This is a genomic window from Ochrobactrum sp. XJ1, from assembly GCF_024701725.1.
Classification (GTDB): domain Bacteria; phylum Pseudomonadota; class Alphaproteobacteria; order Rhizobiales; family Rhizobiaceae; genus Brucella; species Brucella anthropi.
In genome coordinates this window covers 122896-145502 of sequence record NZ_VDGD01000008.1, presented here as the reverse complement: position 1 = coordinate 145502, position 22607 = coordinate 122896, and the positions used below count along the sequence as shown (strand labels likewise).

Below are 22607 nucleotides of genomic sequence, written 5' to 3'. Positions count from 1 at the left end.
TCGTATTCCTGTTCAGACGTTGGAGCATTTCCAGCAAAAGTGCGAAGCGGTTTTGCGTGAGGTAAATGCGACATCAATCAAGCGGATGGTTCGCAACCCGCCAGTCGGGCCGCCCGACACCCCGTGGCCACGGATAGACTTCGCGGTCGTTGAAGTAGACGGTCGCAGTCAGCTCCGGAAATTCGGGCTGCGGCTTGTTGGTTTCCTGTGCCCAGGCCCGGACATAGGCGTCGCTCCCTTCATAACCGAGCTCAGCGATAACAATCGGCTTCTTGAAGCCTACCACCCGGTCGTATCCCGGTTTTGTCCGTTCAACGAATGTGGACGCATGTCCCAGTTCCAGCATATCGTAAGGTTCGTAGCCGAACACCGACAGGCCGATCACATCGACATAACCATCGCCCGGATAATAGGCCTCGAGCCCCGCATCTCCCTTCGGCGACCACATATACTTGGCATTCGGCAATGACTTGCGGCAGACATTGACCGCATGCTGATAGGCGCGGACGTAACCCTGTGCCGACCAGTAGGACCAGGTGAACTGGCCCGTCTTGTCGTCCATTTCCTGCGCCCAGCGAATGGTCACAGGGCTCTTCAGCTTCGAAGCAGCGGAGCAGACGGCAGCCATGTTTGTATCGTAATGCCCCCGCACGATTCCGCTCAGGAGATCATCCGGTGCAACGCGCCAGTCGCGAGCCCATGACCAGGGTTCGACGGTGATCAGCAGTTCGCGGCCCCGTTCCTGCGCATAGGCATCAGCGGTTGACAGGCTCGTCAGGTCCACATCCTCCCATGGAAGGAACAGGTGTTCGATGCGGGAATTGGGATCGTTGGTGAAATCCCCGTGCGGATCATAGGCCCCGAACTTGATGGATTGCGGGGTAATGACCGGGCGCTTGTCGTGGAACATGTTGCGGGTGTCGACATTGGCACCCGAAACACCGCTCGCTGCGTAAACAGCGGTTGAAAGCAGCCCACCGCAAAGAATGGCCGTTGCTATTTTGTATGAGGTTTTCATCGCCGCCTCCTTTATTGTACGGGCGATTGGGCAACGGGCAACGCCAGATTCAGCGCTTCCGTTTTGGGCGTTATTGTTTCGATGGAGAGGAGCTTGCGCGCCTCGTCATCCTTGTTTCCGCCGGCATGGCGGAAGACGTACCAGACACCGTCCGGCTCACGTTTCTGATAGATCGTCCCATCGGCGATACGGTGAGAGAAGCAGGTCTTGTTCGGGAAGACGCCCTGAGCCAGATGCCATTTCGCATCGAAGCACATCTGGCCCGACCAGGTGATCCGCCAGCGACCTTCGGCCCATGCCTTGCCCTTCTCGCCATCGACACGGGCGGTGAAACGGCGGTTCTGGCTTTCCATCCGGCCAGCGCCGTCAGCCCACTGCCAGTTCTTGTCACGATAGAGTAGGTAAAGCTCGGCAGGCGTCATCACACGGGCGCCGTCGGGCAAACCATCTGCCGGAACCGTTGCCGCTCCAGCCGGTCCGCTTAGCCCCGCAAGCAGGACAACCAGCGGCAGGACATATCTGCTCCGATCAGTGTTCCGACCAGATCGGGACCGTTGGCCTTCAAACATCACATGTTTCATTTGAACCTCCCACGACCTTCAGGTTGCGCGCACCCGCCAAGGGTTCTTGCGATTGACGGATGCGCGCGTGCGGCAGAACGTTTGTTGGTCTTGTTTCCTGCCGCAGTTGAACAGGACGGCCGATTGTCGAAATCCGGAAGCCCAGATTCTCGGCAACCGCCGGTGAAAAGACATTGCGCAAGTCAACGAGTACGGCGTCCCGCATGACCTGTTTCATCCGAACGAGATCAAGCTTGCGGACACTGTCCCATTCGGTCACGACCACTGCCGCATCGGCAGTGCTCAGGCACTCGTAAGGGTCGTCGTAAAACTCGACGTCGCTGAGAAGACGGCGCGCATTCTCCATTCCGGCCGGATCGTAGGCCCGGATGCTGGCACCGAAGCGCTGCAAGGTTTCGATGAGCGGGATGGACGGCGCATCGCGCATATCATCCGTATCGGGTTTGAACGTCAGGCCGAGGACGGCAATCGTCCGGCCTTCGACGCTGCCGCCGAGCGCATCCAGCACCTTCAGCGCCATGCGACGCTTGCGCGCTTCATTGACGGTAACCGTTTCCTCGACCAGTCGCAGGGCGACCCCGTGATCCTGCGCAGTGCGCAACAGCGCTATCGTATCCTTCGGAAAACAGGAGCCACCATAACCCGGCCCCGCATTGAGAAAACTGGTGCCGATACGCTTGTCCAGCCCCATGCCGAGCGCCAGCTCGGTGACATCGCTGCCGACTTCCTCACACAGATCCGCCAGTTCGTTGATGAAGGTGATCTTGGTGGCAAGAAAGGCATTGGCTGCATATTTGATCAGTTCCGATGTCCGGCGCTGCGTGATCACGATTGGCGTCTTTGCGGCCTCAAGCGGTGGAGCATAAAGGGCGACGAGCGCAGAACGAGCGCGCTCATCTTCCACGCCGATGACGACGCGATCGGGCTCGAGGAAATCGCGGATCGCGACACCCTCACGCAGGAACTCCGGATTGGAAGCAACAGAGAATGTGCCGGGTCGGCGCACCGAGCCGATGATCTTCTGCACCACATCGCCTGTGCCGACGGGAACGGTGGACTTGACCACGACGACGCTATGGTCTTCGATCAGCGGCGCAAGCTCGCGAGCGGCCATATAGACGAAGGACAGATCGGCATCGCCGTGCCCGGCCCGTGCCGGTGTGCCGACGGCGATGAAGACAAGTTCCGCGCCCTTGACGGCTTCCGCCAGATTGGTCGTGAAGCTGAGCCGGCCAAAGGCGAAATTGCGTTCCACCAGTTCATCCAGCCCCGGCTCGTAGATCGGCACGATGCCGCGCTCCAGCCGGACAATCTTCTGGGCATCCTTGTCGACGCAGACGACCTCGTGTCCCCATGCCGCGAAGCACGTGCCACTGACCAATCCGACATATCCCGTACCGATGACAGCGATCTTCATAATCGTCGCGCCTTTCCCGCTAGTTCGTTCCACTGGCGGTATTCGTGCGCCAGCGTGGATTGAAAATTGTCCTGTGGACGTCACGTCCGCCTACACCGGCACCGGCAACCGAGAATCGGTCGTCAAATACCGTGAAGCTTTTCGTGCCCCAGCTCAGTGCCTCGATGCCGTCGCGGCCGCGCTCGACAGTGGTAAAGCCGGTCAGCGCGACCAGCGCCGTAAAACTGCATGCCATTGCCGGTCGATAGAGGCGGCTCGTCATCCGCACGTGATTTTCGCGTGTGTGCTGGATCACGATCATCGCCATCAGGAACAGGTAGAAACACGCATTGATGATGGCGAAGATGAAGAAGCCTCGCGTCTGATCCGCACCGCTGACCAGGAGGACAGGCAGAATGGACAGACCGGAGATCAGCGCATAAGGAGCGATCACCCGCAGTGGCACCGGATCGACCTCGGATGAGCCTTTCGGCGTGACACGAAAATCGACAAAGGAACCGGTCAGCCAGTCACGGAAGGCTGCGAAGGTTCCAGCCAGAACCCAGGGCCACCGCGCCAGCAGGAACAGCATCGCTTCCCAGCTGAAAATCCTGCCGTCGACAGGGCGGAACGTCTTGCTCGACCGCCACCAGAATGCCAGCGCCAAAATCACGAGCGATTGCGGCATGAAGTGCATCAGGAAAGCGGGATAGGTAACGCTGACGAAATTATCACCATAAGCCAGAATGGCTATCGGCAGAACGAATGTCAGCGCCAGAAAGAAAGCATAGAGAGGATACCAGAGCTGCGAGAACAGAAACTGGATCTTCAGGCGCAGCGGCAACCGACCGATCAGCTTCGGCGTATATTGCAACAGGATCATCACGAGGCTGCGCGACCACTGGAATTCCTGCGTCACAAGATCGGCAAAGGTGCGCGGACCGTCGCCATGGGCGATGGCATCCAGCGCATGAACACCCCGCCAGCCATGCGCGTTCATGAACAGGGTCGTGGAATGATCCTCGGCCAGTTCCGGTCCAAGACCGCCGATCTCCTTCAGCGCTGCCGTGCGTACCGCATAATGAGAGCCGATGCAGACCGGGGCAAAGCCTCCGTTGTAACCGGCCTGCAGCGAGCCATGCATGCTGGCTTCCACATAGAGACGCCCGCGGGCCGACCAGCTTTCATGCGCATTGCGATCACAAATGCTTGGCGCGGAAACATACCCGACAGCGGGATCAGCGAAGGGCCGCAGCATATTGAAGAGATAACCCGGCTCAGGCACATGGTCGGCATCGAGCTGCGAGACGAAATCATAGCGCTCATAGCCATAGTGATCGTAGAAGAAGGCGAGATTGCCTTCCTTGCACCGGGTACGGCGCGGCCAGGTCTGCCGATGATAGTCGGCACGGCCCTTGCGCGTGGAAACGAACACGCCATGCTCACGGCACCAGGCAAGTGTCGAGGGTGAAGGATCCTCATCGGCAAGCCATGTATCGTGCGGCACATCCTGCGCCAGCATGGCGCGCAATGTTTCAGCCACCACCTCGAAAGGCTCAGACGGAGCCTTGGTGACGACCATGGCGACGCGGCTTCCGGCGGGGATGCGAAGCGGGCCGGTCGGGCGCGCGGCATGGAAGAAAATAGTGATGAAATAAAGCGGCAGGATCGTGATCCACGCCAAGAGTGCCGTCACCAGAATGGAGCCGAGCAGATGATTGTGCTTCGCGCTGATGAACCACCATTGCCAGAAATAGGTGATAGCGAGCGCCCACAGGATGATGCCCACCACATATTCCACCCGCTTGCGGCCAGTGAAGATGGGCGCCAGCAATGGTTCCCTTTCGCCGTTGTCGCCGTCAATGGCCGGATGAAATTCGCGCCGTGTCATGTCCGCATCTCCAGACCAAAGAAGGGCGCAGCCGTGCGGATGATCGTGTCGAGATCGGAATGGAGCGTGCGAAACCCAAGCTTCGCTGCCGCTTCAGCCGGGTCGGCATAAAGCACCGGCGGATCGCCAGCCCGGCGCGCGCGCATTTCGACAGGCACCTTGCGTCCGGTAAGCCGGTCTATCGCATCCACGATTTCCTTGATGGATGTTCCGCGCCCGGTTCCCAGATTAAGGACCAGATTACCGCCGCCATTCAGCAGATGCTCGACCGCAAGCACATGTGCCCGTGCCAGATCGACCACGTGAATATAATCGCGAATGCAGGTGCCATCCGGCGTTTCATAATCGTCGCCATAGACTTCCAGACAATCCGCCATGCCCGCCGCAGCCAGCATGGCGCGCGGTATCAAATGAGTTTCGGGATCGTGCTTTTCGCCCAGTTCGCCATCCAGATCAGCACCGCAGGCATTGAAGTAGCGCAGTGCCGCATAGGGCATGCCATAGGCTGCCGAATAATCGGCCAGCATATGTTCCGCGATCAGCTTTGTGCGTCCGTAAGGGTTGATCGGATTCTGCATTTCGCCTTCGCGGATCGGCAGCACATCCGGAATGCCATAGGTGGCGCAGCTCGACGAGAAAATGACCGGGCGTCCACCTGTCAGGCGGCTGGCCTCCAGAACGGACTGGATGCCGCCGACATTGTTGCGATAATATTTTGCGGGGTCCGTGACGGATTCACCCACATAGGCCGAAGCCGCAAAGTGGATGATGGCAGCCGGATCGAAGGTTCTGATAGCAGCGATAAGCTGTTCCTGCGAAAGCGTGTCGCCCTCGACAAACTCGCCCCAGCGCACGGAAGACCGGTGGCCCGTCGACAGGTTGTCATAGACGACCGGCGAGAATCCGCTCTTGTGCAGAAGCTTGGCGGTATGGCTGCCAATGAAGCCGGCACCACCGGTGACGAGTATATTTTGCCGGGTCATCTCGCCACCTCGAAGAGCTCGCCCGATGGTCTGACCAGCTGGCGTTCAAAATAGGCGATCGTCTGCTTCAGCCCTTCGACAAGTGCAATCTGTGGTTCCCAGCCAAGTTCACGCTTGGCGAGCATGATGTCCGGGCGCCGCTGGCGCGGATCATCAGTTGGCAGCGGGCGATAGACGATGCGCGAGGACGAATTTGTCAGCGCAATGATCTGCTCGGCCAGCTCACGCACAGTAAACTCGCCCGGATTGCCGAGATTGACGGGCTTCTGAACCTGGCTGCTCATCAAGCGGCTGAAGCCTTCGATCAGGTCATCGACATAGCAGAAGGAACGGGTCTGCGAGCCGTCGCCATAGATGGTGATATCTTCACGCTTGAGGGCCTGAACGATGAAGTTCGACACGACACGACCATCGTCGGGCCGCATGCGCGGGCCATAGGTGTTGAAGATGCGCACGATACGGATGTCGACGCCATACTGCTTGTGAAAATCGTAGAACAGCGTTTCGGCCGAGCGCTTGCCTTCGTCATAGCAGGACCGGGGGCCGAAAGAGTTCACATTGCCCCAATAGGCTTCCGGCTGCGGATGCGTTTGCGGATCACCATACACTTCCGACGTTGAAGCCTGAAAAATCCGAGCCTGATAATGCGCGGCAAGTTCGAGCAGATTGAGCGAGCCAATGACGCTCGTCTTCATCGTGTGCACCGGATCGGCCTGATAATGCGGCGGCGAAGCGGGGCATGCGAGATTGTAAATCTCATCCACCGGCAGATCGATCGGGTTGACAATATCGTGGCGCACGAAGCTGAACGTGTCGTAGCGCAGGAGATTGCGCAGGTTCTCAAGCCGCCCTGTCGAAAAATTATCGACGCAGATAACGAAGTTTCCTTCGTTCAAAAGACGTTCGCAAAGATGAGAACCGAGAAATCCGGCACCGCCTGCTACAAGAATGCGCCGTGTTGACATGCGCTCTGCAGATATACCCGATGATCTGAAGTTTATACTCACGAGAACCTCCAACGCTACTTCTTCACTTGCGTGATCCGGCAAAAAGCAAAGAATTTCCTTCAACGCACCCCAATAGAAGCGCGCTGGTCGGTGTTTTTCGATTGCTTTACTAGATGATTGAAGATAGCCGGGCTGAAGTCTTGAGTCGTTAGCGTAGAATCCGGAATCTTATCCTTGCGTCCATTTTTGAAATGGAGCGATTTCTGTCATCCGGTGCTTTCGTGCTGCTGTGAATGCGCTATTTCGCGCCATATTCCAGAGCATGTCACCCATAAGGGAAACCGCTTTCGGAAAACATGCTCTAACGCAGAATATCGGACAGACGCTTCTGTTCTTTTTCGACGCGCTCGAGATTGAGGCCCGCCAGAAGATCAAGAATATGGGTCTTCATCAGGGCCGCAGCGTCGTCGCTCCTGTGGTCTTCGATGGCATCGACCAGCGCGTGATGCGCGTCGCTCTGGCAGGTCGTCTCGCGCCGTTCCCAATAGAGCGAAATGATGAGCGAGGAACGCGGCAGCAGATCGCCGACAAAACCCGCCAGGATCGAGTGTCCCGAAATTTCGGCCAGATGCGTATGGAAAAGCGCCGACAGCATGATCGCCTCGCTGTCGCGTCCGGCATGAAGTGCTTCATGCTCGTCATGGAGATGCTGGCGCAGCTGCTTGACCTGCTGGGGCTTGATGACCTTCGCCGCAAGCGAAGCCACCTCCGGCTCGATCAGCAAGCGCGCCTCGAACACTTCGCGCGCTTCCTCGCGCGAGGGTTCGGCAACGAAGGCACCGCGATTGGGTTCCAGACGCACAAGCCTGTCATGCGCCAGGGCCTGCAGGGCGGAGCGAACAAAGGCACGGCTGACGGAATAGATCGTCGCCAGCTCGTCCTCCGGCAACTTGGTGCCCGGAAGCAGACGATGGCTGACGACCGCCTCGCGCAAGCCGTTATAGACCGGAAGCCAACGCACATTCCCGCCGTTTTGGTCTGTCATGTTCGTCGCAGCCAGATTCATCATCATCCAGTAGAAGCTGTTCAAATGGCAGATGCAATCGGTCGATACTGCATCCGCAAATCCTCTATCAATTTCCTTACATATCGAACACAGGTCCGGCGAGTGTCAACAATGTCGCGAGTTTTGATGCACAAACCCGGCTGAAATCATCTGAACGTCAATTCTGGGGCGAAAAAGGTTCAAAAATACCTTGAAAATCCTTCATTCGCGGCAGCTGATAGCCGCCCAGTTTCGATGTTTTCAAGCCGAGACCGACAAGGCTTTCACACAGTTTCACCGCACAGGTCACGCCGTCGATGACCGGCAGCCCATGCTCCCTGGAGAGAGAAGCAGCAAGGTCGGCCATGCCCGCACAACCAAGCACAATCGCTTCGGCATGGTCTTCCCGGATCGCCTTTGCGATTTCGTTCGAGACCTTGTTGCGCGCGTCTGATCCCGGAATTTCGAGGTCAAGCACGGCCACATCGCTGGCCCGAACACGAGCGCAACGCGATATGAGACCATAGCGGGACAGGTTATGCTCGATTGCAGGCACCGAACGCGACAATGTGGTGACAACGCTGAACTTTCCGGCAATCAGGCTTGCCATGTGAAAAGCCGCCTCGCCGATGCCGATCACCGGCATGGTTCCGGCACAGCGCGCTGCATCAAGGCCGGTATCGTCAAAACAGGCAATGACGCAGGCATCGGCTGTCGGGCGCTTCTGCATTTCCCCGATCATGCCGGGAATGGCAAAAACCTCATCGAAATATCCTTCGATGCTCGGCGGACCGTCGGCGGGATTGCTTGCGATGATTGTTGTGCCGGCACCTGCCACGCTGCGTGCAGCCTCGCCGATCTTGTGCGTCATCGATGCAGTTGTATTGGGGTTGATGACAAGTATTTCCATTTTCCTCGAACCATCGAAATATTTGTTTTCGTTCTGGATGGTCCAGAGCGTCTTTCGGACGCTCTGCCTAGTCTGCAATACCGGCGGTCAGATTTCCCCGCCCAGATAGAGTTTCGCGACGCGATCATCCGTCGCCAGTTCTTCCGAATTGCCGGACAGGACGATCTTTCCGGTCGTCAGAGCATAGGCGCGCTGCGAGATGCGGAGCGCCATGCGTGAATTCTGCTCGACCAGAAGAACGCTCACCTTTTCGTCGCGGTTGATGGCGACGATGGAGCGGGCGATATCCTGCACCAGTTTGGGTGCGACCCCGAGAGATGGCTCGTCCAGCAGCAAAAGCTTCGGTTTGGCCATGAGCGCGCGCCCAATGACCAGCATCTGCTGCTCGCCGCCGCTCATTGTGCCTGCGGCCTGCGAATAGCGTTCCTTCAGGCGCGGGAACCGCCCCAGAACCATCTCCAGCGTGTTGGCGATATCCGCCTTGCTGGAACGGGTGAACGCCCCCATCATCAGATTGTCGCGCACGCTCATATAGGGAAAGACGCGGCGGCCTTCCGGTACCATGGCAATCCCCATCTTGACGATCTCGTCCGACCGGGTGCCGTCGATCCGGCGGCCCTCATAATGGATTTCGCCCTTGCGGATCTTTTTCAGCCCCGTGATCGCCCGCAGGATCGAGGATTTGCCCGCACCATTGGCGCCGATCAGCGCGACTGTCTCTCCCTCCTGAACGCTCAGCGAAACGCCTTTCAGCGCATAGACGTGATCGTAATAGAGTTCGGCATCGGAAACTTTGAGAAGCTCTGCCATGGTCAATATCCAATCGTTTCGTCTTCTGCGCCGAGATAGGCTTCGATCACCTTCTCGTTTTCCTGGATCTGTTTCGGCGTTCCTTCCGCGATCTTCTGGCCGAAATTGATGACGACGATCCGGTCGGAAATATTCATCACCGCCGGCATGTCATGTTCCACCAGCAGCACCGTGACACCCCGGTCACGGACCGCCCGCACCATTTCCACCGCCTTGACGGTTTCGTCATGGTTCATCCCGGCAAAGGGTTCATCCAGAAGCAGGATTTTCGGCTCCGTGGCGAGACCGATGGCGATGCCAAGCGCCCGCAAGTGACCATGCGGCAAGTTCTGCGCAACCTCGTCCCGCTGCTTCCACAGGCCGAGAAACTGCAGGATTTCGTCGGCAGAGCGTCCGAACTCCTCCTGATCCCGGCGAGCAAGGCTTGACCCCACATAGCAGCCGAGGAAACTCGCCTTGGCGCGCAGATGGTGGCCGACAATCACATTGTCGCGCACTGTCATGCCCTTGAAGATCGTCGTTTCCTGAAAGGTGCGCACCACGCCCTTTCGCGCCACGATATGCGGTGCCAGACCGGAAATGCGTTCGCCCTTGAAGCGGACTTCCCCGGAGGTGGGCGTGAGAAATGAAGCGATCAGCTTGAACAGCGTGGATTTGCCCGCGCCATTCGGCCCGATGACCGACAGGATTTCCTTTTCACGCACCGAAAAGGAGACATCGTTGACCGCCACCAGACCGCCGAAACGTTTGGTAACGCTTTTGACTTCCAGAAGATCTCTCATGATCCTGCTCCCTTCTTTCCGGTCAGTCTGAGGCTGAGAAGCCCGTTAGGCAGGAACAGCATCAGGATGATGAGAACGCTGGAGAAGATCAGAAGCTGGAACTTGCCGGTCTGGAACAGGAAGTCCCAGCCGAAATAGAGGACGAAGGTTCCAATGATCGGACCGAAGACATAGCCAAGCCCGCCCAGGAAGCAGTTGAGCATGAAATTGACCGAGTCCGTGACGGTGAAGCTCGACGGATAGATCGACTGCGAGATCGCCACGAACATCGCACCGCCAAGCCCGCCGAGGAAGGACGAGATCGCATAGGCCAGCACACGCAGATTGGTGATGTTGACGCCAATCGACGAGGCAAGCTCCTCATTTTGCTGCAACGACTGGCAAAGACCACCGATGCGCGAATTGATGAGGCGATAAAGCCCCGCGAAGCACAGCACCATCAGCACAATGGATACGAAATAGAAGGCCGCGCGCGGGTTCTGCAATGTTGCGAAATCCGGCAGGATGGTCAGGCCGAAAAGCGATATGCCACCCGGCATCGGAATGCTGACCATGCCCTTGGCGCCATTGGTGATGGGCAGCGCCATCGCCAGAAGACGGGCAACTTCGGTCAGAACCAGCGTGACCATGGCGAAATAGACGCCGCGAAGCCGCAGGATCGGAATGCCGATCAGGATGCTGGCGAAAGCGCAGAACAGTCCGGCCAGAGGAAGCGTCAGCCAGAAGGAGACGCCATATTTCACCATCAGGATCGCCGACACATAGCCGCCCATAAGAGCATAAGCACCCTGGCCGATATTGATGCGACCGATATAGAAGGTGAGCCACACCCCGCCACTGACGATGGAGAGAAGCGCCACCGAAGTGAGCGTATAGTAAAGGTCGTGCCGTCCGGTTGCCTCGATCAGGACCGGAATACCGATGAAGATCAGGGCCAGAAAGGCGGCAACGCCGATAAGCTTTGTTGTCTTTGTCATGATTGCCCCCTCAACCCCACGGCTTGCCCATGAGCCCGTTCGGACGGATGCTCAGGAACACCATCAATGCGGCGAAGATGACGAGATAGGTGATGTCGCCATAGGAGCGCAGCACCGTCAGCCCGACGGATTCCATCATGCCGAGGATGAAGCCGCCAGCAATGGCACCGCTCACGACGCCTGCGCCGCCGATCATCACCATCATGAAAGCCTTGATGGAGATGGCACCGCCGATGCCGGAATTGACGCCGGTAATCGCGACCAGCAACCCGCCCACCAGACCTGCAAGCATTGCCCCCAACGCGAAGCCGATCATTGAATAACGATCGACATTCACACCCATCAACTGCGCGGCCACGCGGTCCTGGGCAAGTGCGCGCATGGCGCGACCGGGTTTGGTGTATTGCATGAAAAGAACGAAAGCAGCGATGAAGACCACGGCAAGCACACCGATCAGAATGCGGTCATAAGGCATGATCAGGCTGTCGGAGACGAACACGCCATTGACGATCTTCGGCACGCCGCGTTGCTTTTCACCGAACAGAAGCAGGATCACCGCATCGAGGAAGAAAGCGACGGCCGCAGCAAGCAGCATCGTGCTTTCATCGCGCAGACTTCGCTTGATGACCGGCCGGAAGAGAAATTTTTCGATCAGCGCACCAACGATCATCAAAGTGACCGCGGAAGCCAGAAGAGCGACAACAAACGGCAGGCCAAGCTGTCCGTAAACCGTATAGGTGACAAAACCGCCCAGCACATACATCTGGCCGTGCGCAAAATTGAGGACGTTCATGAGCGCGAAGATCAGCGTCAGTCCCAACGCGATCAGTGCATATTGCGCACCCAGATATAGCCCATTGGCTATCACTTGTTCCATGAAGGCAGACTCCCTCGTGCGAAGTGTCGGGTAAACTGCAAGGCAGGCCCAAAACTCCGTGACAGTTCCTGGAGCATTTCCCGTTTGGCATGAGCCATTGGAAACGCTCTAACTGTTTGTTTTAACGCGCATCTTATTCCGAAAACCGCTTCGCACTTTTCGGGATGCGCTCTAGCGATTGGGAGGCCCGAAGCAGAAGTACCCCTCTTCCGCTTCGGGCTTTTCACAGGCCTATCGGTTAATCGACCTGGCCGACGAAAAGCGTTTCAAACTTGCCGTCCTTGTATTCTGTCACAACCATCGGAATACCGAGCTGGCGCTTCTGCGTGAAGGACGAGGTGCCGACATAGGTCAGCTTGGAACCGTCGCCATCGCCCTTGACGAAAGGATTGGGCGCGGAGAACGTGTCCACCGTCTTCTTGAATTCCTCGACATTGTCGACCGCAGCCGGGTTGGCCTTCAGCGTCTCGACAATGTATTCGAGCGCATAGACCTTGGTGTTGGACTCGTCATTATATTCGCCATAGGCCTTGGTGTAACGGTCGACGAATTCCTTCATCACGTCGGATGCGATTTCAGGCGTGGAAGCGCCACCCACCGAGATGAAGCCATTGGCGAGTTCGCCTGCACCTTCTTCCAGAACCTTGGCGTCCTGCGCGGTTTCAGTGGAAATGAAGCCCTGATAACCAAGCTCGCGCGCAGCGCGGATCAGCAACGGCGCATTGCCCGGCGCAACGCCCGACAGAACCAGCAGATCCGGCTTCTGCATGACAATCGGCGTCAGAACAGGCGTGAAGTCGCGCGTATCGTTCTGATAGGCATCGTTGGTGGAGACGACTTCAAGACCGAGCGCCTTGGCTGCCTCGATGCCGCTGTCGCGCTGGCTGAGCGGATCGGATTCATTGGCCGCCACAAAGGCCACCGTCTTGATGCCCTTGTTTTCCTTCAGATATTTATAGATCGCCGGGCCGGACTGATAGTTGGCGATCATGCCGAGAACAGCATTGGACGCTGGTGGCGTATAAAGTTCCTTCGGGAAGGAATAAGGGAAATAGATGATGCCCTTGGCTTCCGCCACCGGGCGGACGGCGGCGGCGCCGTCATCCACATTCGGACCCACGACGTAGTGAATGCCTTCCTGTGCCATCTTTTCCATGCCGGCGATGGCGCGCTTCGGGTCTTTCTGGTCATCGAAGGTAACGACTTTGATCTTGTAGGTATCGTCGCCGATCTTCACGCCGCCCTGCTCGTTGAGCCAGTCGGCACGAACCTGCATCGAGCGAACATTGGATGTGCCCCAGGCCGCCGCAGGGCCGCTGGTGACACCGACGAAACCGATCTTCAGCTCCTTGTCCGCTGCCTGGGAGGCCGACGCAGACATGAGCGCAAATATAGAAACGGCGCCTAGCGCCGCAGTCTTAACAACTGCGCGTCTATTGATCATTTTAGTTCCCCTTACTTAGCTTTACCTTTCCCTCATTTGGCGGAGAAAGGATATTCAAGCTAAACACGCGTTCGAAATATTGTCAACAATCTGAATATTTTTAATGAACGATCTTGGAGCAGCGCGTCATCAATTCCAGAAAATTTCTGAACGGAAAAAGGCGCGTCGGTTTCCGACGCGCCTATTGAAATGACAAACTGGGAACAGACTAGCTCCGCGCCTGCAACTGCGCGAAATGGGCGAGCATTCGGTCCGGCTCGGCCTTGATGCCACTGAAGAGTTCAAACGCGCCGACCGCCTGAAACACAGCCATGCCGCCGCCGTCGAGCACGCGGCATCCGCGCTCCCTGGCAAGCCGGACAAGCGCCGTCTGCAGAGGGAAATAAACAATGTCCGAAACCCAGAGGTGCGGCTGCACCAGCTCAGGCGCAAGCGGCAGACCCGGATGCGCGTCCATGCCCGTTGGCGTTGCATGGACCAGACCCGAGGCCTGTGCCAGTGTCTCCTCCAGATCGGCCCCGGCAATGAAACTGCATTGCGGCTGCACCGAAACAAGCTTGCCAATTACCGCATCGACCTTCGCGGCATCGAGGTCGAAGATATGGACCTCCCGTGCGCCCATTTCCGCCAGCGCATAGGCAACGGCAACGCCCGCCCCGCCTGCACCGAGCAACACGACACGCTCCAACGATGCATCCGGCAGGCCGCGGCGAAACCCTTCAGCGTAGCCCCACCAGTCGGTATTGTGACCGATGCGCCTGCCATCGGAGAACACCACCGTGTTGATCGATTGCAGGGCCAAGGCATGGGGCGAAAGTTCATCGACCAGCGCCACCGCAGCCTGCTTGCAGGGATGGGTGATATTGAGCCCGGCAAATCCTGCAGCTTCGGCCTCCGCGACAAGGGCTGGCAGATCGCGTTCCGAACGCCCGTTCTCGGCGATGTCGATAATGTCGTAGCGATAGGCCAGCCCGGCGGCCTCGCCTTCCCGCATATGCATTGCCGGCGAAAGCGAACGTTGAATATTTGCGCCGATCAGACCCACATGCACACGACGTTTGGTCACTTCACTTATCAATTCTCATCTCCGCAGGATCGGACGACATGTCGATCCTCGTTATTCCGGGCTTTTCAAAAGAGCGATGATCGTATCGCTGATCAGGCGGCGATGCCGTGCCTTCACGTCGGAGGCCATCAGATCGGTGCCGAAAATCGCGCCGAACGTATGTCTGTTGGACACACGGAAGAAGCATTGCGCACTGATCAGCATGTGAAGGTCGAGCGCTGAAATGCGCCGTTGAAAGATGCCCTGCTCGCGCCCGCGCTCAAGGATTTTCTCGATCGTTTCCAGAATGGTTACATTCTGGCGCGACAGAACATCGGAGCGTTCCATATGTTCGGCGCGGTGAATATTTTCCACCGCAACGAGCCGCACGAAATCCGGATTGGCATCGTCATGGTCGAAAGTGCTTTCCACCAGACTGCGCATGGCGGATTCCGGGTCCTGATCGTCGAGCGACAGTGAGCTTTCAAGCGTGCGTATCTTGCCATAGGCCCGTTCCAGCACAGCGAGATAAAGCCCATCCTTGCTGCCGAAATAATAGTAGATCATGCGCTTGGACGTGCGGGTCTGCGCCGCGATTTCATCCACGCGCGCGCCGGAGAAACCCGATGCCACGAACTCCCGCGCCGCGACATCGAGAATATTCTCGCGCGTTGCGTCAGGATCGTTCTTGCGCGGCTGCGCCTTGGCGAGTGCCTTTGCCATAGTCCTCCCCCTTCAGCGTTCAGAGTGCCACAGCACTTTTTGGCATGCCCGCCGGACGCATGTATCGCCGCAGCGCCGCAATGCGGAAGATCGCATTGGCTGCGCCATATCCCTTGTAGCCTCGCCTCTGCACGACTTCGAAAAAGAAGCCCTGATCGTCGGTCGGGCTGTAAAGCTGGAAATATTCCCCGCTCTCATCGCGATCATAAAGCACGTTCGCGGCCTTGAGCCGGTCGGTGAATTCCGGATCGAGACCGAGACGTGCTTCCAGATCGTCGTAATAATTCGGCGAGATTTCCAGCGTATGGAAGCCGTTGTCGCGCAAAGCCGCAGCCGTCGCGAAGATATCATCCGTCGCAAAGGCCAGATGCTGGATGCCCGACCCGAAGGTCTCGGCAATGAAGCGACCGGCCAGTGTGCGACGGTTTTCCGCACCGTTGAGCGTGATGCGCAGCGTTCCCTCGTCGTTTTCCACCACCTGACTGCGCACGACACCGCCCGGATCGACGATATCGACCATGGGCGACTTCCGCGATTCCGTGAGCGAAGTATAGAAAAGCAGCCAGGTCAGAAGTTCATCGAACTTCATCGTCTGGGCAACGTGATCGATATGGGTGAGACCGACACTGGTCCCTGTATCATTGCCTGCGACCGGCTCGAACTCGATATCAAAGATACGGCCGAGATCGGTCTTCTCATCGAGGAAATAGACCAGCCCGCCGCCAACGCCACGAATGGCGGGCATACCGATTTCGCCCGGATCGAGCGGTTGCTCAAAACTTTCCGCGCCCATGGCCACTGCGCGGGCATGGGCCTCAGCCGCATCGTCCACGACGAGCGCCATGGCATAGGCAGCAGTGCCATGGACGGCATAGGCCGAGCTGGCGAAGCCGCGCGTATCCGTATTGATGACGAGGTTGATGTCGCCCTGCCGGTAGAGCGCAACGTCCTTCGTGCGATGCCTGCCAGCGAGTTTGAAGCCCAGCGCACCAACTGCGGAAACCAGCCGTTCGGCATCATCGGCATGGGTGGCAAACTCGACAAAGCCGACACGGTGCACCTTTGCGCGGGGCGGCATGGCAGCAACCGTCAGCTTGTTGTCCGGCTCGACCCGGCGAACCTGATCGCCAAGATAGATCAGCGAGCGGCGTCCATCGGCGGCGATGGTGGCTGGCGATCCGCCACGGAACTGGTCGTTGAAGATTTCGAGAGAGAAATAACCGTCATAGCCGGTCGCAGCCACCGCACGCATGAAATCCAGCACCGGCAGGTCACCCTCGCCCGGCATGTTGCGATAATGGCGGCTCCAGTAAAGCAGATCCATATCGATCAGTGGCGCGTCGGCCATCTGGATGATGAAAAGCTTGTCCTTCGGAATGGAGCGGATCGAGTTCACGTCGATCTTGCGCGCCAGAGTATGAAAACTGTCGAGGATAAGGCCGACATTGGGATGATCGGCGCGGCGCACGATCTCCCATGCATCGCGATGGTCGCTGATATGGCGACCCCAGGCGAGGGCCTCATAACCGACGCGCAGATTGCGCCGTGCCGCTCTTTCGCCAAGCTCGCGAAAATCGTCCGCGGCGCGGTCGATGCCACCAATGGCAGCTGGCGACACGTTGGAGCAGACCAGAACGAGATCGGTGCCCAGCTCCTGCATGAGGTCGAACTTGCGTTCCGCCCGATCGAAAGTGCGGCTGCGCAAAGGCTCCGGCATACCTTCAAAATCACGGAATGGCTGGAAAAGTGTGATCTCCAGGCCAAGGTCGCGCGCCATCTGGCCCACCTGACGCGGGCTTTCGTCAAAGGTGAGAAAATCGTTCTCGAAAATCTCGACCCCGTCGAAACCGGCTTTGGCGATGGCCCCCAGTTTCTGCTGGAGATCGCCGCTGATGGAGACGGTTGCTATCGAAGTCCTCATGTCACACTCCTGTCTCCGGCCAGACCGGAGTCCACTGGCGGTTCCGGACAAATCGGCCCGGAACCATCTAGTTCAGTATCGGCAAGATATTCAGCCGTACTGTTTTAGTTTTCGCCGCGTACCTTCTTCAATTCGGCAAAGAGTTCATCGACCGTTTCTGCACCGATTTCGGCGGTAAACTTGTCGATGATCGGCTTTACCGCATCGCGCAGGCGCGTGGTTTCTTCCGGCGTAAGCTCGGTAACCTGCATGCCGGTCTTCTTGATCTCGTCCAGCGCCGTCGCATCCTGCTCGCGCGAGACCTTGCGCTGATAGTCCCGCGCCTCGACCGCCGCCTGTTCGATCACCGCTTTTTCCTCATCGTTGAGGCGATCCCAGAACTTCTTGCTGATCATGACGATCTGCGGATTATACTGGTGGCGGGTCAGTGTCAGATATTTCTGCACTTCGTAGAATTTGGCATTGATGATGTTGGCATTGGGATTTTCCTGCCCATCCACCGTACCGGTTTCAAGCGCCGTATAAAGCTCGGTATAGGGCAGCGGCACCGCATTGGCGCCAAGTGCATTGAACAGGGCAACCGGAACCGGCGATTGCAGGGTGCGGATCTTCAGCCCGGCAATATCCTCCAGCTTTGCGACCGGATGACGGTTGTTGGTCAGATTGCGGAAACCGAGTTCCCAATAGGCAAGCCCGATCAGACCCGTATCGGGCAGGCGTTTCATCAAATTGGTGCCGAAGGGGCCATCCATGACCTTGTCGGCTTCCTCGCCGCTGTTGAACAGGAATGGCAAATCAACCGCTTCGAATGCCTTGACGGTGCTGGACAGGATGCCCGCATTCATCACCGTCATTTCCACGACGCCGCCCTGCAAGCCGGAAAGCGTCTGCGGATCGCTGCCCAGAACACCGCCGGGGAACAGTTTCACATTGATCTGCCCGCCGCTCTTTTCCTTCACCAGCTCGGCAAATTTCTCCATGCCCGTGACCTGCGGATGGCCCTTGCTGTTGGCGGCAGCAAACTTGATTGTCTGCGAACGGATTTCAGCCATGGCGGTGGTCGTCATCAGTGCCAGCGGCAGCACCACGCCCAGTGCCATTGTCTTCAGTATTTTCTTCATGTCTTCCTCCCACTCAAAAATTCTGTCTCTGTTTTTACGCATGTCTCCCGAAACCGGTTTCCACTTTCGGGAGACATGCTCTGATTTAATGGAACCAGTTCATCGGGACCGTCACCAGTTGCGGGAACAGTACCATCAGGAAAAGCACCACCAGCTGCGCAATCAGAAACGGCAGCACGCCCGTCATCACCTTCTCAAACGGCAGGCGCGCGACGCCGCACACCACATTCAGCACCGTGCCGACAGGCGGGGTGATGAGGCCGATGGAATTGTTGATGATGAACAGCACACCGAAATAGACCGGATCGATGCCCGCCTCCTTGATGATCGGCATCAGCACCGGCGTCAGGATCAGGATTGTCGGGGTCATGTCCATGGCCATGCCGACGAGAACAACCAAGAGCATGATGGCAAGCAGCAGCAGCGTCTGGTTATCCATCAAAGGCCGCACAAGTTCGGCCAGTTCACCCGGCACATCGGCAACCGTAATCATCCAGGCCGAAACGCTGGCGCTGGCAACGAGGAACATCACCACGGCGGTCGTTTTCGCTGCATCGACCATTGCCGGATAGAGCCTTGAAAGCGGCAATTCCCGATAGATCACGGTTGCGACGAACAGCGAATAGACAGCGGCAACCACGCCCGCTTCCGTCGGCGTGAACACACCGAAGCGAAGGCCGACAATGATGATGACCGGCAGCATCAAGGCCCAGATACTGTCGAGGAAAGCCCGCATCCGTGCACCGGGTTCAGCTTTCTTCGGCAGTTCGAACTGTTCGCGACGCGCGAGGATGAACCAGGTCACGCACAGCGCAACGGCAATCATCAGGCCGGGGAAAATCCCCGCCAGGAACAGTTTGGTGATCGAAACGCCGCCGACCACGCCAAACAGGATGAAACCGATAGAGGGCGGGATGACCGGAGCAATGATCGATGCCGAGGCGATCAGCCCGGCGGCGCGACCCGGCTCGTGTCCGGCATTGCGCATCATCGGAAACAGCAATGCGCCGAGCGCTGCCGCATCGGCAACTGCCGAACCCGAAAGGCTTGCGATCACACAGGCTGCAAAGATCGCGACGAAACCGAGACCGCCGCGCACATGCCCCACCATGACCAGCGCCAGATTGACGATGCGACGCGAAAGGCCGCCCGCATTCATGATTTCCCCGGCAAGCAGGAAGAACGGAACGGCCATCAGCGGAAAACTGTCGGCGCCGTTCAGCACGTTCTGCGCCACGATCTGGGCGTCGAACAAATCCATATACATCATCAGCGCCGCACCGCTGATGATGAGCGCGAAGGCAACAGGGACGCCAAGCGCCATCGGAACCAGAAGGGCGGCAAGAAAGATGAGCAAGGTCATGGTCGGCGCGCCCTACTTGCGATTTTCATCGGTCGAGACGGGCGTGACATGCTCCTCGCTATCCGTCACGAAATGCGTCCCGGCGACATCGATCCGCCCGGTTGCGATGCCGAAACCGTTCCACGCAATGATCAGGAGTGCGGGGACTGCAAAGGCCAGCCCTGCGCCATAAAACCAGCCCATCGACATGCCTGTCGCCGGGGCCAGCGTCGGAATATTGATGAGTGTCTGCGTCCAGCTTCCCGAAAGAACCAGCCATGTCGCGCCGAACATCATGATATGGCCGGCGACCAGCGCAATGCGCGCGCCCGTAGGCGACAGGCGGCGCACCAGCGAATCCACGCCCAGATGCGCATGGTCGCGCATGGCGACCACTGCGCCAAGAAAGGTGAGCCAGATGAAGAAGATGCGCGACAGTTCTTCTGAAACCGTTATGCCCTGATTGAAGGCATAGCGCAGCACCACATTGCCGAACACGAGCACGACCATGCAACCAAGAAGGCAGGCAATGGCGAACCGCGCCGCGGTAAAATAGAAATCGACTAAAGCTTTCATGTTCCTCCTCCCGGCGCATTACTTAAAGACTGCCGCCCCTTTTCGGGTTTCGGGTGAAAGCGACCCGGCATCACCGGCGGGATGTCCCATACATCCCGAGGCGAAACATCGCTTTCCCCACAGTCCTTGACCGATCCGGGCCGACCATCGCAACGAAAGCCCTGCCAGAAAACCATTCCGGTCTCCGGCATGTGCCTCATCGTGACCAGCAATCAATCCTCCTCATCCATCCCGCTTCAGAACGGAATCGCATCGGTCAGCTGCGCCATCTCTCTAAAATGTACTAACTGGTTAGGAAGTCAATCGGTTCTGTTTGAACAAACGCATGAAAGCCTTTATTACAAGGATATCAGAAATGTTCCATCTGGTTCAAAAGAGCGGATTTCTGTGCGAAGCACAGGCTATTGACGAAAAATCAGCCACCGTTCACCAGCGCCAGAATAAGCTGATGGACATTGCCCCCATTGCCCATCTCGACCTTGTCGAAGGCGCGGCCCTGAGCGCGCTGGACGTCCACCATATCGGTGATTTCCTTGATCAGCACCTTGCGGATTTTCTGGCATTTCGGATCGTTTGGAACCGACAGGCCAACGGTCCGGCGCACGATCTCGCGCGTCATGTCCTTGGCATGGTCGCCATGCACAAGCTCATGCTTGCGGATGCCTTCGGAGAAAGTTTCCCAGTGTTCTTTCACCGGGGAATTGAGCTTCTGCGAGGGCTTCGGCAGCGTATAGGTGATCTTCAGCTTCGGCGTGGCGGACAGGATCGTGCAGGCATTGTTGGAGCGGTCGAACTTCCGGTCCCAGGTCAGCACATAGCTGGTATGGGCTATGACGCGGGTTTTGCCGCCGCCGATCTTCGGGCCACGCTCGCCGATGGATTCATAAAGTTCGGGACCGGTTTTCCCGGCAATGGCGTAGGTCTTGATTTCCTCGACGGCTTTCCAATTATCTTCGGCAAGTGCAGGTGCCGCCACCAGAATTCCAAGGAATGCGAATGCTGCCGCTTTTTTCACGCTTGCCCCGATCCATCGATTTGCCCGGATGATTTGCGGGCAAGCTACAATATCAGCGGGCGATGCGTAAGCGGCTTTCCAGCAAAAAGCCCGCCCCGGTTTCCCGAGGCGAGCTTCTCAGATCATATATTGATCTTACTTTTCGATGGTGCGGTTCCAGCGGCTGTTGAGCTGCTGGCGACCTTCATTGACGGCATCCCAGTCGAGCGTATTGGCTGTCTTCATGTAACCGTTGAAAGCGTCGAGCTTGGCTTGCGCATCGGGCGTACCGGCCTTCGCCTTCTGGTTCGACGGAATGAGGTTGCCATGGTCGAGCGCCTTGCTCTGCGCATCGGCGGAAAGCAGATAGTGAGCAAGCTTCTGGCTCAGTTCCGGTTCGTTGTTGCCTGCGAGCACGCATTCGGTCACGGCGAGGACGACAGAGCCTTCCTTCGGCTGTGCATATTCAACCGGAATGCCCTTGGCCTTCAGATTGTTGACGCCCGTCGGCGTCAGCGGGAAGATCGCTGCCTCGCCGGTCTGCACCATTTCCGAAATCTTGGCCGATGACGGAATGTATTCCAGAACGTTCTTGCCGATTGTGCCCGGGAATTTTTCGAAGCCCGGCTCGAGGTTCTTTTCATCACCGCCCTGAATGCGGTTGAACATCAGGAAGGCATGGAGGCCGAAAGTCGAAGCGGAAGCCGACTGGAACACGACGGCGTTCGCATATTTTTCGTCGGCAAAGTCCATCCACGAGGTCGGTGCTGCCCAGCCCTTTTCGTCGAAAAGCTTCTTGTTATAGGCAATGCCGGTCATGCCCATATCGATGCCGATGGCCATGTCGTCCTTGAGGCGTGCGGCAGGCTGAATGTCAGCCAGAACCGGATCATCCGAAATCTTCTGGCACAGGCCGGAACTGATCGCGCGCACCATGACGCCGTCGTCGAGCAGCATGACATGCATCTGCGGATTGTCTTTCTGCGCGGTTGCCTTGGCGAGAATATCCGCCGAAGTGCCCGGCACGACAACGACCTTCACGTCATTGGCCTTTTCGAATTCCGGCAGAACGTGCTCGGTATAGGCCTTCTCCATATTGCCGCCATTCATGCCGATATAGAGCGTCTTGGTTTCAGCCGATGCGGCGGAAGCAAAGGCGACCGACAGGCCGAGCGCCAACAGGGCGGACTTGGTGATGGCCTTGTTAGTGAATTGAGTTTTCAT

21 protein-coding genes are annotated in these 22607 nt (G+C 57.9%); all 21 read right to left on the bottom strand.

What is annotated here, in order from left to right; translation table 11 throughout:
* Positions 1-73: 73 nt before the first annotated feature.
* The 21 genes from FG152_RS15885 to FG152_RS15785 all read right to left on the bottom strand — a co-directional run bounded on the left by FG152_RS15885 (position 74) and on the right by FG152_RS15785 (position 22607).
* Positions 74-1018 carry a glycoside hydrolase family 26 protein gene (locus FG152_RS15885; protein WP_010660580.1) on the bottom strand — a complete coding sequence of 315 codons (945 nt, stop codon included), beginning with the start codon at positions 1016-1018 and terminating at the stop codon, positions 74-76.
* 11 nt (positions 1019-1029) lie between these two features.
* Positions 1030-1587 (bottom strand): DUF995 domain-containing protein, encoded by a 558-nt coding sequence (locus FG152_RS15880; RefSeq protein ID WP_010660579.1) that lies wholly within the window; start codon positions 1585-1587, stop codon positions 1030-1032.
* Positions 1580-3016 carry a UDP-glucose dehydrogenase family protein gene (locus FG152_RS15875; protein WP_010660578.1) on the bottom strand — a complete coding sequence of 479 codons (1437 nt, stop codon included), beginning with the start codon at positions 3014-3016 and terminating at the stop codon, positions 1580-1582. The genes FG152_RS15880 and FG152_RS15875 overlap by 8 nt, the downstream gene beginning before the upstream one ends.
* 19 nt (positions 3017-3035) lie before the next feature.
* Positions 3036-4886 (bottom strand): glycosyltransferase family 2 protein, encoded by a 1851-nt coding sequence (locus tag FG152_RS15870; protein WP_010660577.1) that lies wholly within the window; start codon positions 4884-4886, stop codon positions 3036-3038.
* Complete coding sequence (gene galE / locus FG152_RS15865) at positions 4883-5869, bottom strand: UDP-glucose 4-epimerase GalE (protein WP_010660576.1); 987 nt, start codon at positions 5867-5869, stop codon at positions 4883-4885. The genes FG152_RS15870 and galE overlap by 4 nt, the downstream gene beginning before the upstream one ends.
* A complete protein-coding gene (locus FG152_RS15860; protein WP_010660575.1) occupies positions 5866-6834 on the bottom strand; it encodes a UDP-glucuronic acid decarboxylase family protein in 969 nt (322 codons plus the stop codon). The genes galE and FG152_RS15860 overlap by 4 nt, the downstream gene beginning before the upstream one ends.
* A 343-nt stretch (positions 6835-7177) precedes the next feature.
* Positions 7178-7882: a GntR family transcriptional regulator gene (locus tag FG152_RS15855; protein ID WP_010660574.1), complete on the bottom strand. Its 705-nt coding sequence runs from the start codon at positions 7880-7882 to the stop codon at positions 7178-7180.
* A gap of 157 nt (positions 7883-8039) precedes the next feature.
* A complete protein-coding gene (locus FG152_RS15850) occupies positions 8040-8771 on the bottom strand; it encodes an aspartate/glutamate racemase family protein (RefSeq protein WP_029376163.1) in 732 nt (243 codons plus the stop codon).
* Positions 8772-8858: 87 nt separating this feature from the next.
* On the bottom strand, positions 8859-9581 hold the full coding sequence (locus tag FG152_RS15845; RefSeq protein ID WP_010660572.1) for an ABC transporter ATP-binding protein: 723 nt from the start codon (positions 9579-9581) through the stop codon (positions 8859-8861).
* A 2-nt stretch (positions 9582-9583) separates the two neighbouring features.
* Positions 9584-10363, bottom strand: coding sequence for an ABC transporter ATP-binding protein (locus tag FG152_RS15840; protein WP_010660571.1), 780 nt, complete (start codon positions 10361-10363; stop codon positions 9584-9586).
* The gene (locus tag FG152_RS15835; RefSeq protein WP_010660570.1) at positions 10360-11340 is read right to left on the bottom strand and encodes a branched-chain amino acid ABC transporter permease; all 981 of its coding nucleotides are present in this window, start codon (positions 11338-11340) and stop codon (positions 10360-10362) included. The genes FG152_RS15840 and FG152_RS15835 overlap by 4 nt, the downstream gene beginning before the upstream one ends.
* A gap of 10 nt (positions 11341-11350) precedes the next feature.
* Positions 11351-12217 (bottom strand): branched-chain amino acid ABC transporter permease, encoded by an 867-nt coding sequence (locus FG152_RS15830; RefSeq protein WP_010660569.1) that lies wholly within the window; start codon positions 12215-12217, stop codon positions 11351-11353.
* Between the two features lie 238 nt (positions 12218-12455).
* Positions 12456-13661: an ABC transporter substrate-binding protein gene (locus FG152_RS15825; RefSeq protein ID WP_010660568.1), complete on the bottom strand. Its 1206-nt coding sequence runs from the start codon at positions 13659-13661 to the stop codon at positions 12456-12458.
* A 208-nt stretch (positions 13662-13869) separates the two neighbouring features.
* Positions 13870-14739, bottom strand: coding sequence for a shikimate dehydrogenase (locus FG152_RS15820; RefSeq protein WP_010660567.1), 870 nt, complete (start codon positions 14737-14739; stop codon positions 13870-13872).
* Positions 14740-14778: 39 nt separating this feature from the next.
* Positions 14779-15429 carry a TetR/AcrR family transcriptional regulator gene (locus FG152_RS15815; RefSeq protein WP_010660566.1) on the bottom strand — a complete coding sequence of 217 codons (651 nt, stop codon included), beginning with the start codon at positions 15427-15429 and terminating at the stop codon, positions 14779-14781.
* A 19-nt stretch (positions 15430-15448) separates the two neighbouring features.
* Positions 15449-17350 carry a bifunctional sugar phosphate isomerase/epimerase/4-hydroxyphenylpyruvate dioxygenase family protein gene (locus FG152_RS15810; RefSeq protein ID WP_010660565.1) on the bottom strand — a complete coding sequence of 634 codons (1902 nt, stop codon included), beginning with the start codon at positions 17348-17350 and terminating at the stop codon, positions 15449-15451.
* A gap of 104 nt (positions 17351-17454) precedes the next feature.
* A complete protein-coding gene (locus FG152_RS15805) occupies positions 17455-18471 on the bottom strand; it encodes a TRAP transporter substrate-binding protein (protein ID WP_010660564.1) in 1017 nt (338 codons plus the stop codon).
* An 85-nt stretch (positions 18472-18556) separates the two neighbouring features.
* On the bottom strand, positions 18557-19834 hold the full coding sequence (locus FG152_RS15800; protein ID WP_010660563.1) for a TRAP transporter large permease subunit: 1278 nt from the start codon (positions 19832-19834) through the stop codon (positions 18557-18559).
* A 12-nt stretch (positions 19835-19846) separates the two neighbouring features.
* Complete coding sequence (locus FG152_RS15795; RefSeq protein ID WP_010660562.1) at positions 19847-20389, bottom strand: TRAP transporter small permease; 543 nt, start codon at positions 20387-20389, stop codon at positions 19847-19849.
* A gap of 415 nt (positions 20390-20804) precedes the next feature.
* Positions 20805-21404 carry a DUF922 domain-containing Zn-dependent protease gene (locus FG152_RS15790; RefSeq protein ID WP_010660561.1) on the bottom strand — a complete coding sequence of 200 codons (600 nt, stop codon included), beginning with the start codon at positions 21402-21404 and terminating at the stop codon, positions 20805-20807.
* Between the two features lie 135 nt (positions 21405-21539).
* Positions 21540-22607 (bottom strand): ABC transporter substrate-binding protein, encoded by a 1068-nt coding sequence (locus FG152_RS15785; protein ID WP_010660560.1) that lies wholly within the window; start codon positions 22605-22607, stop codon positions 21540-21542.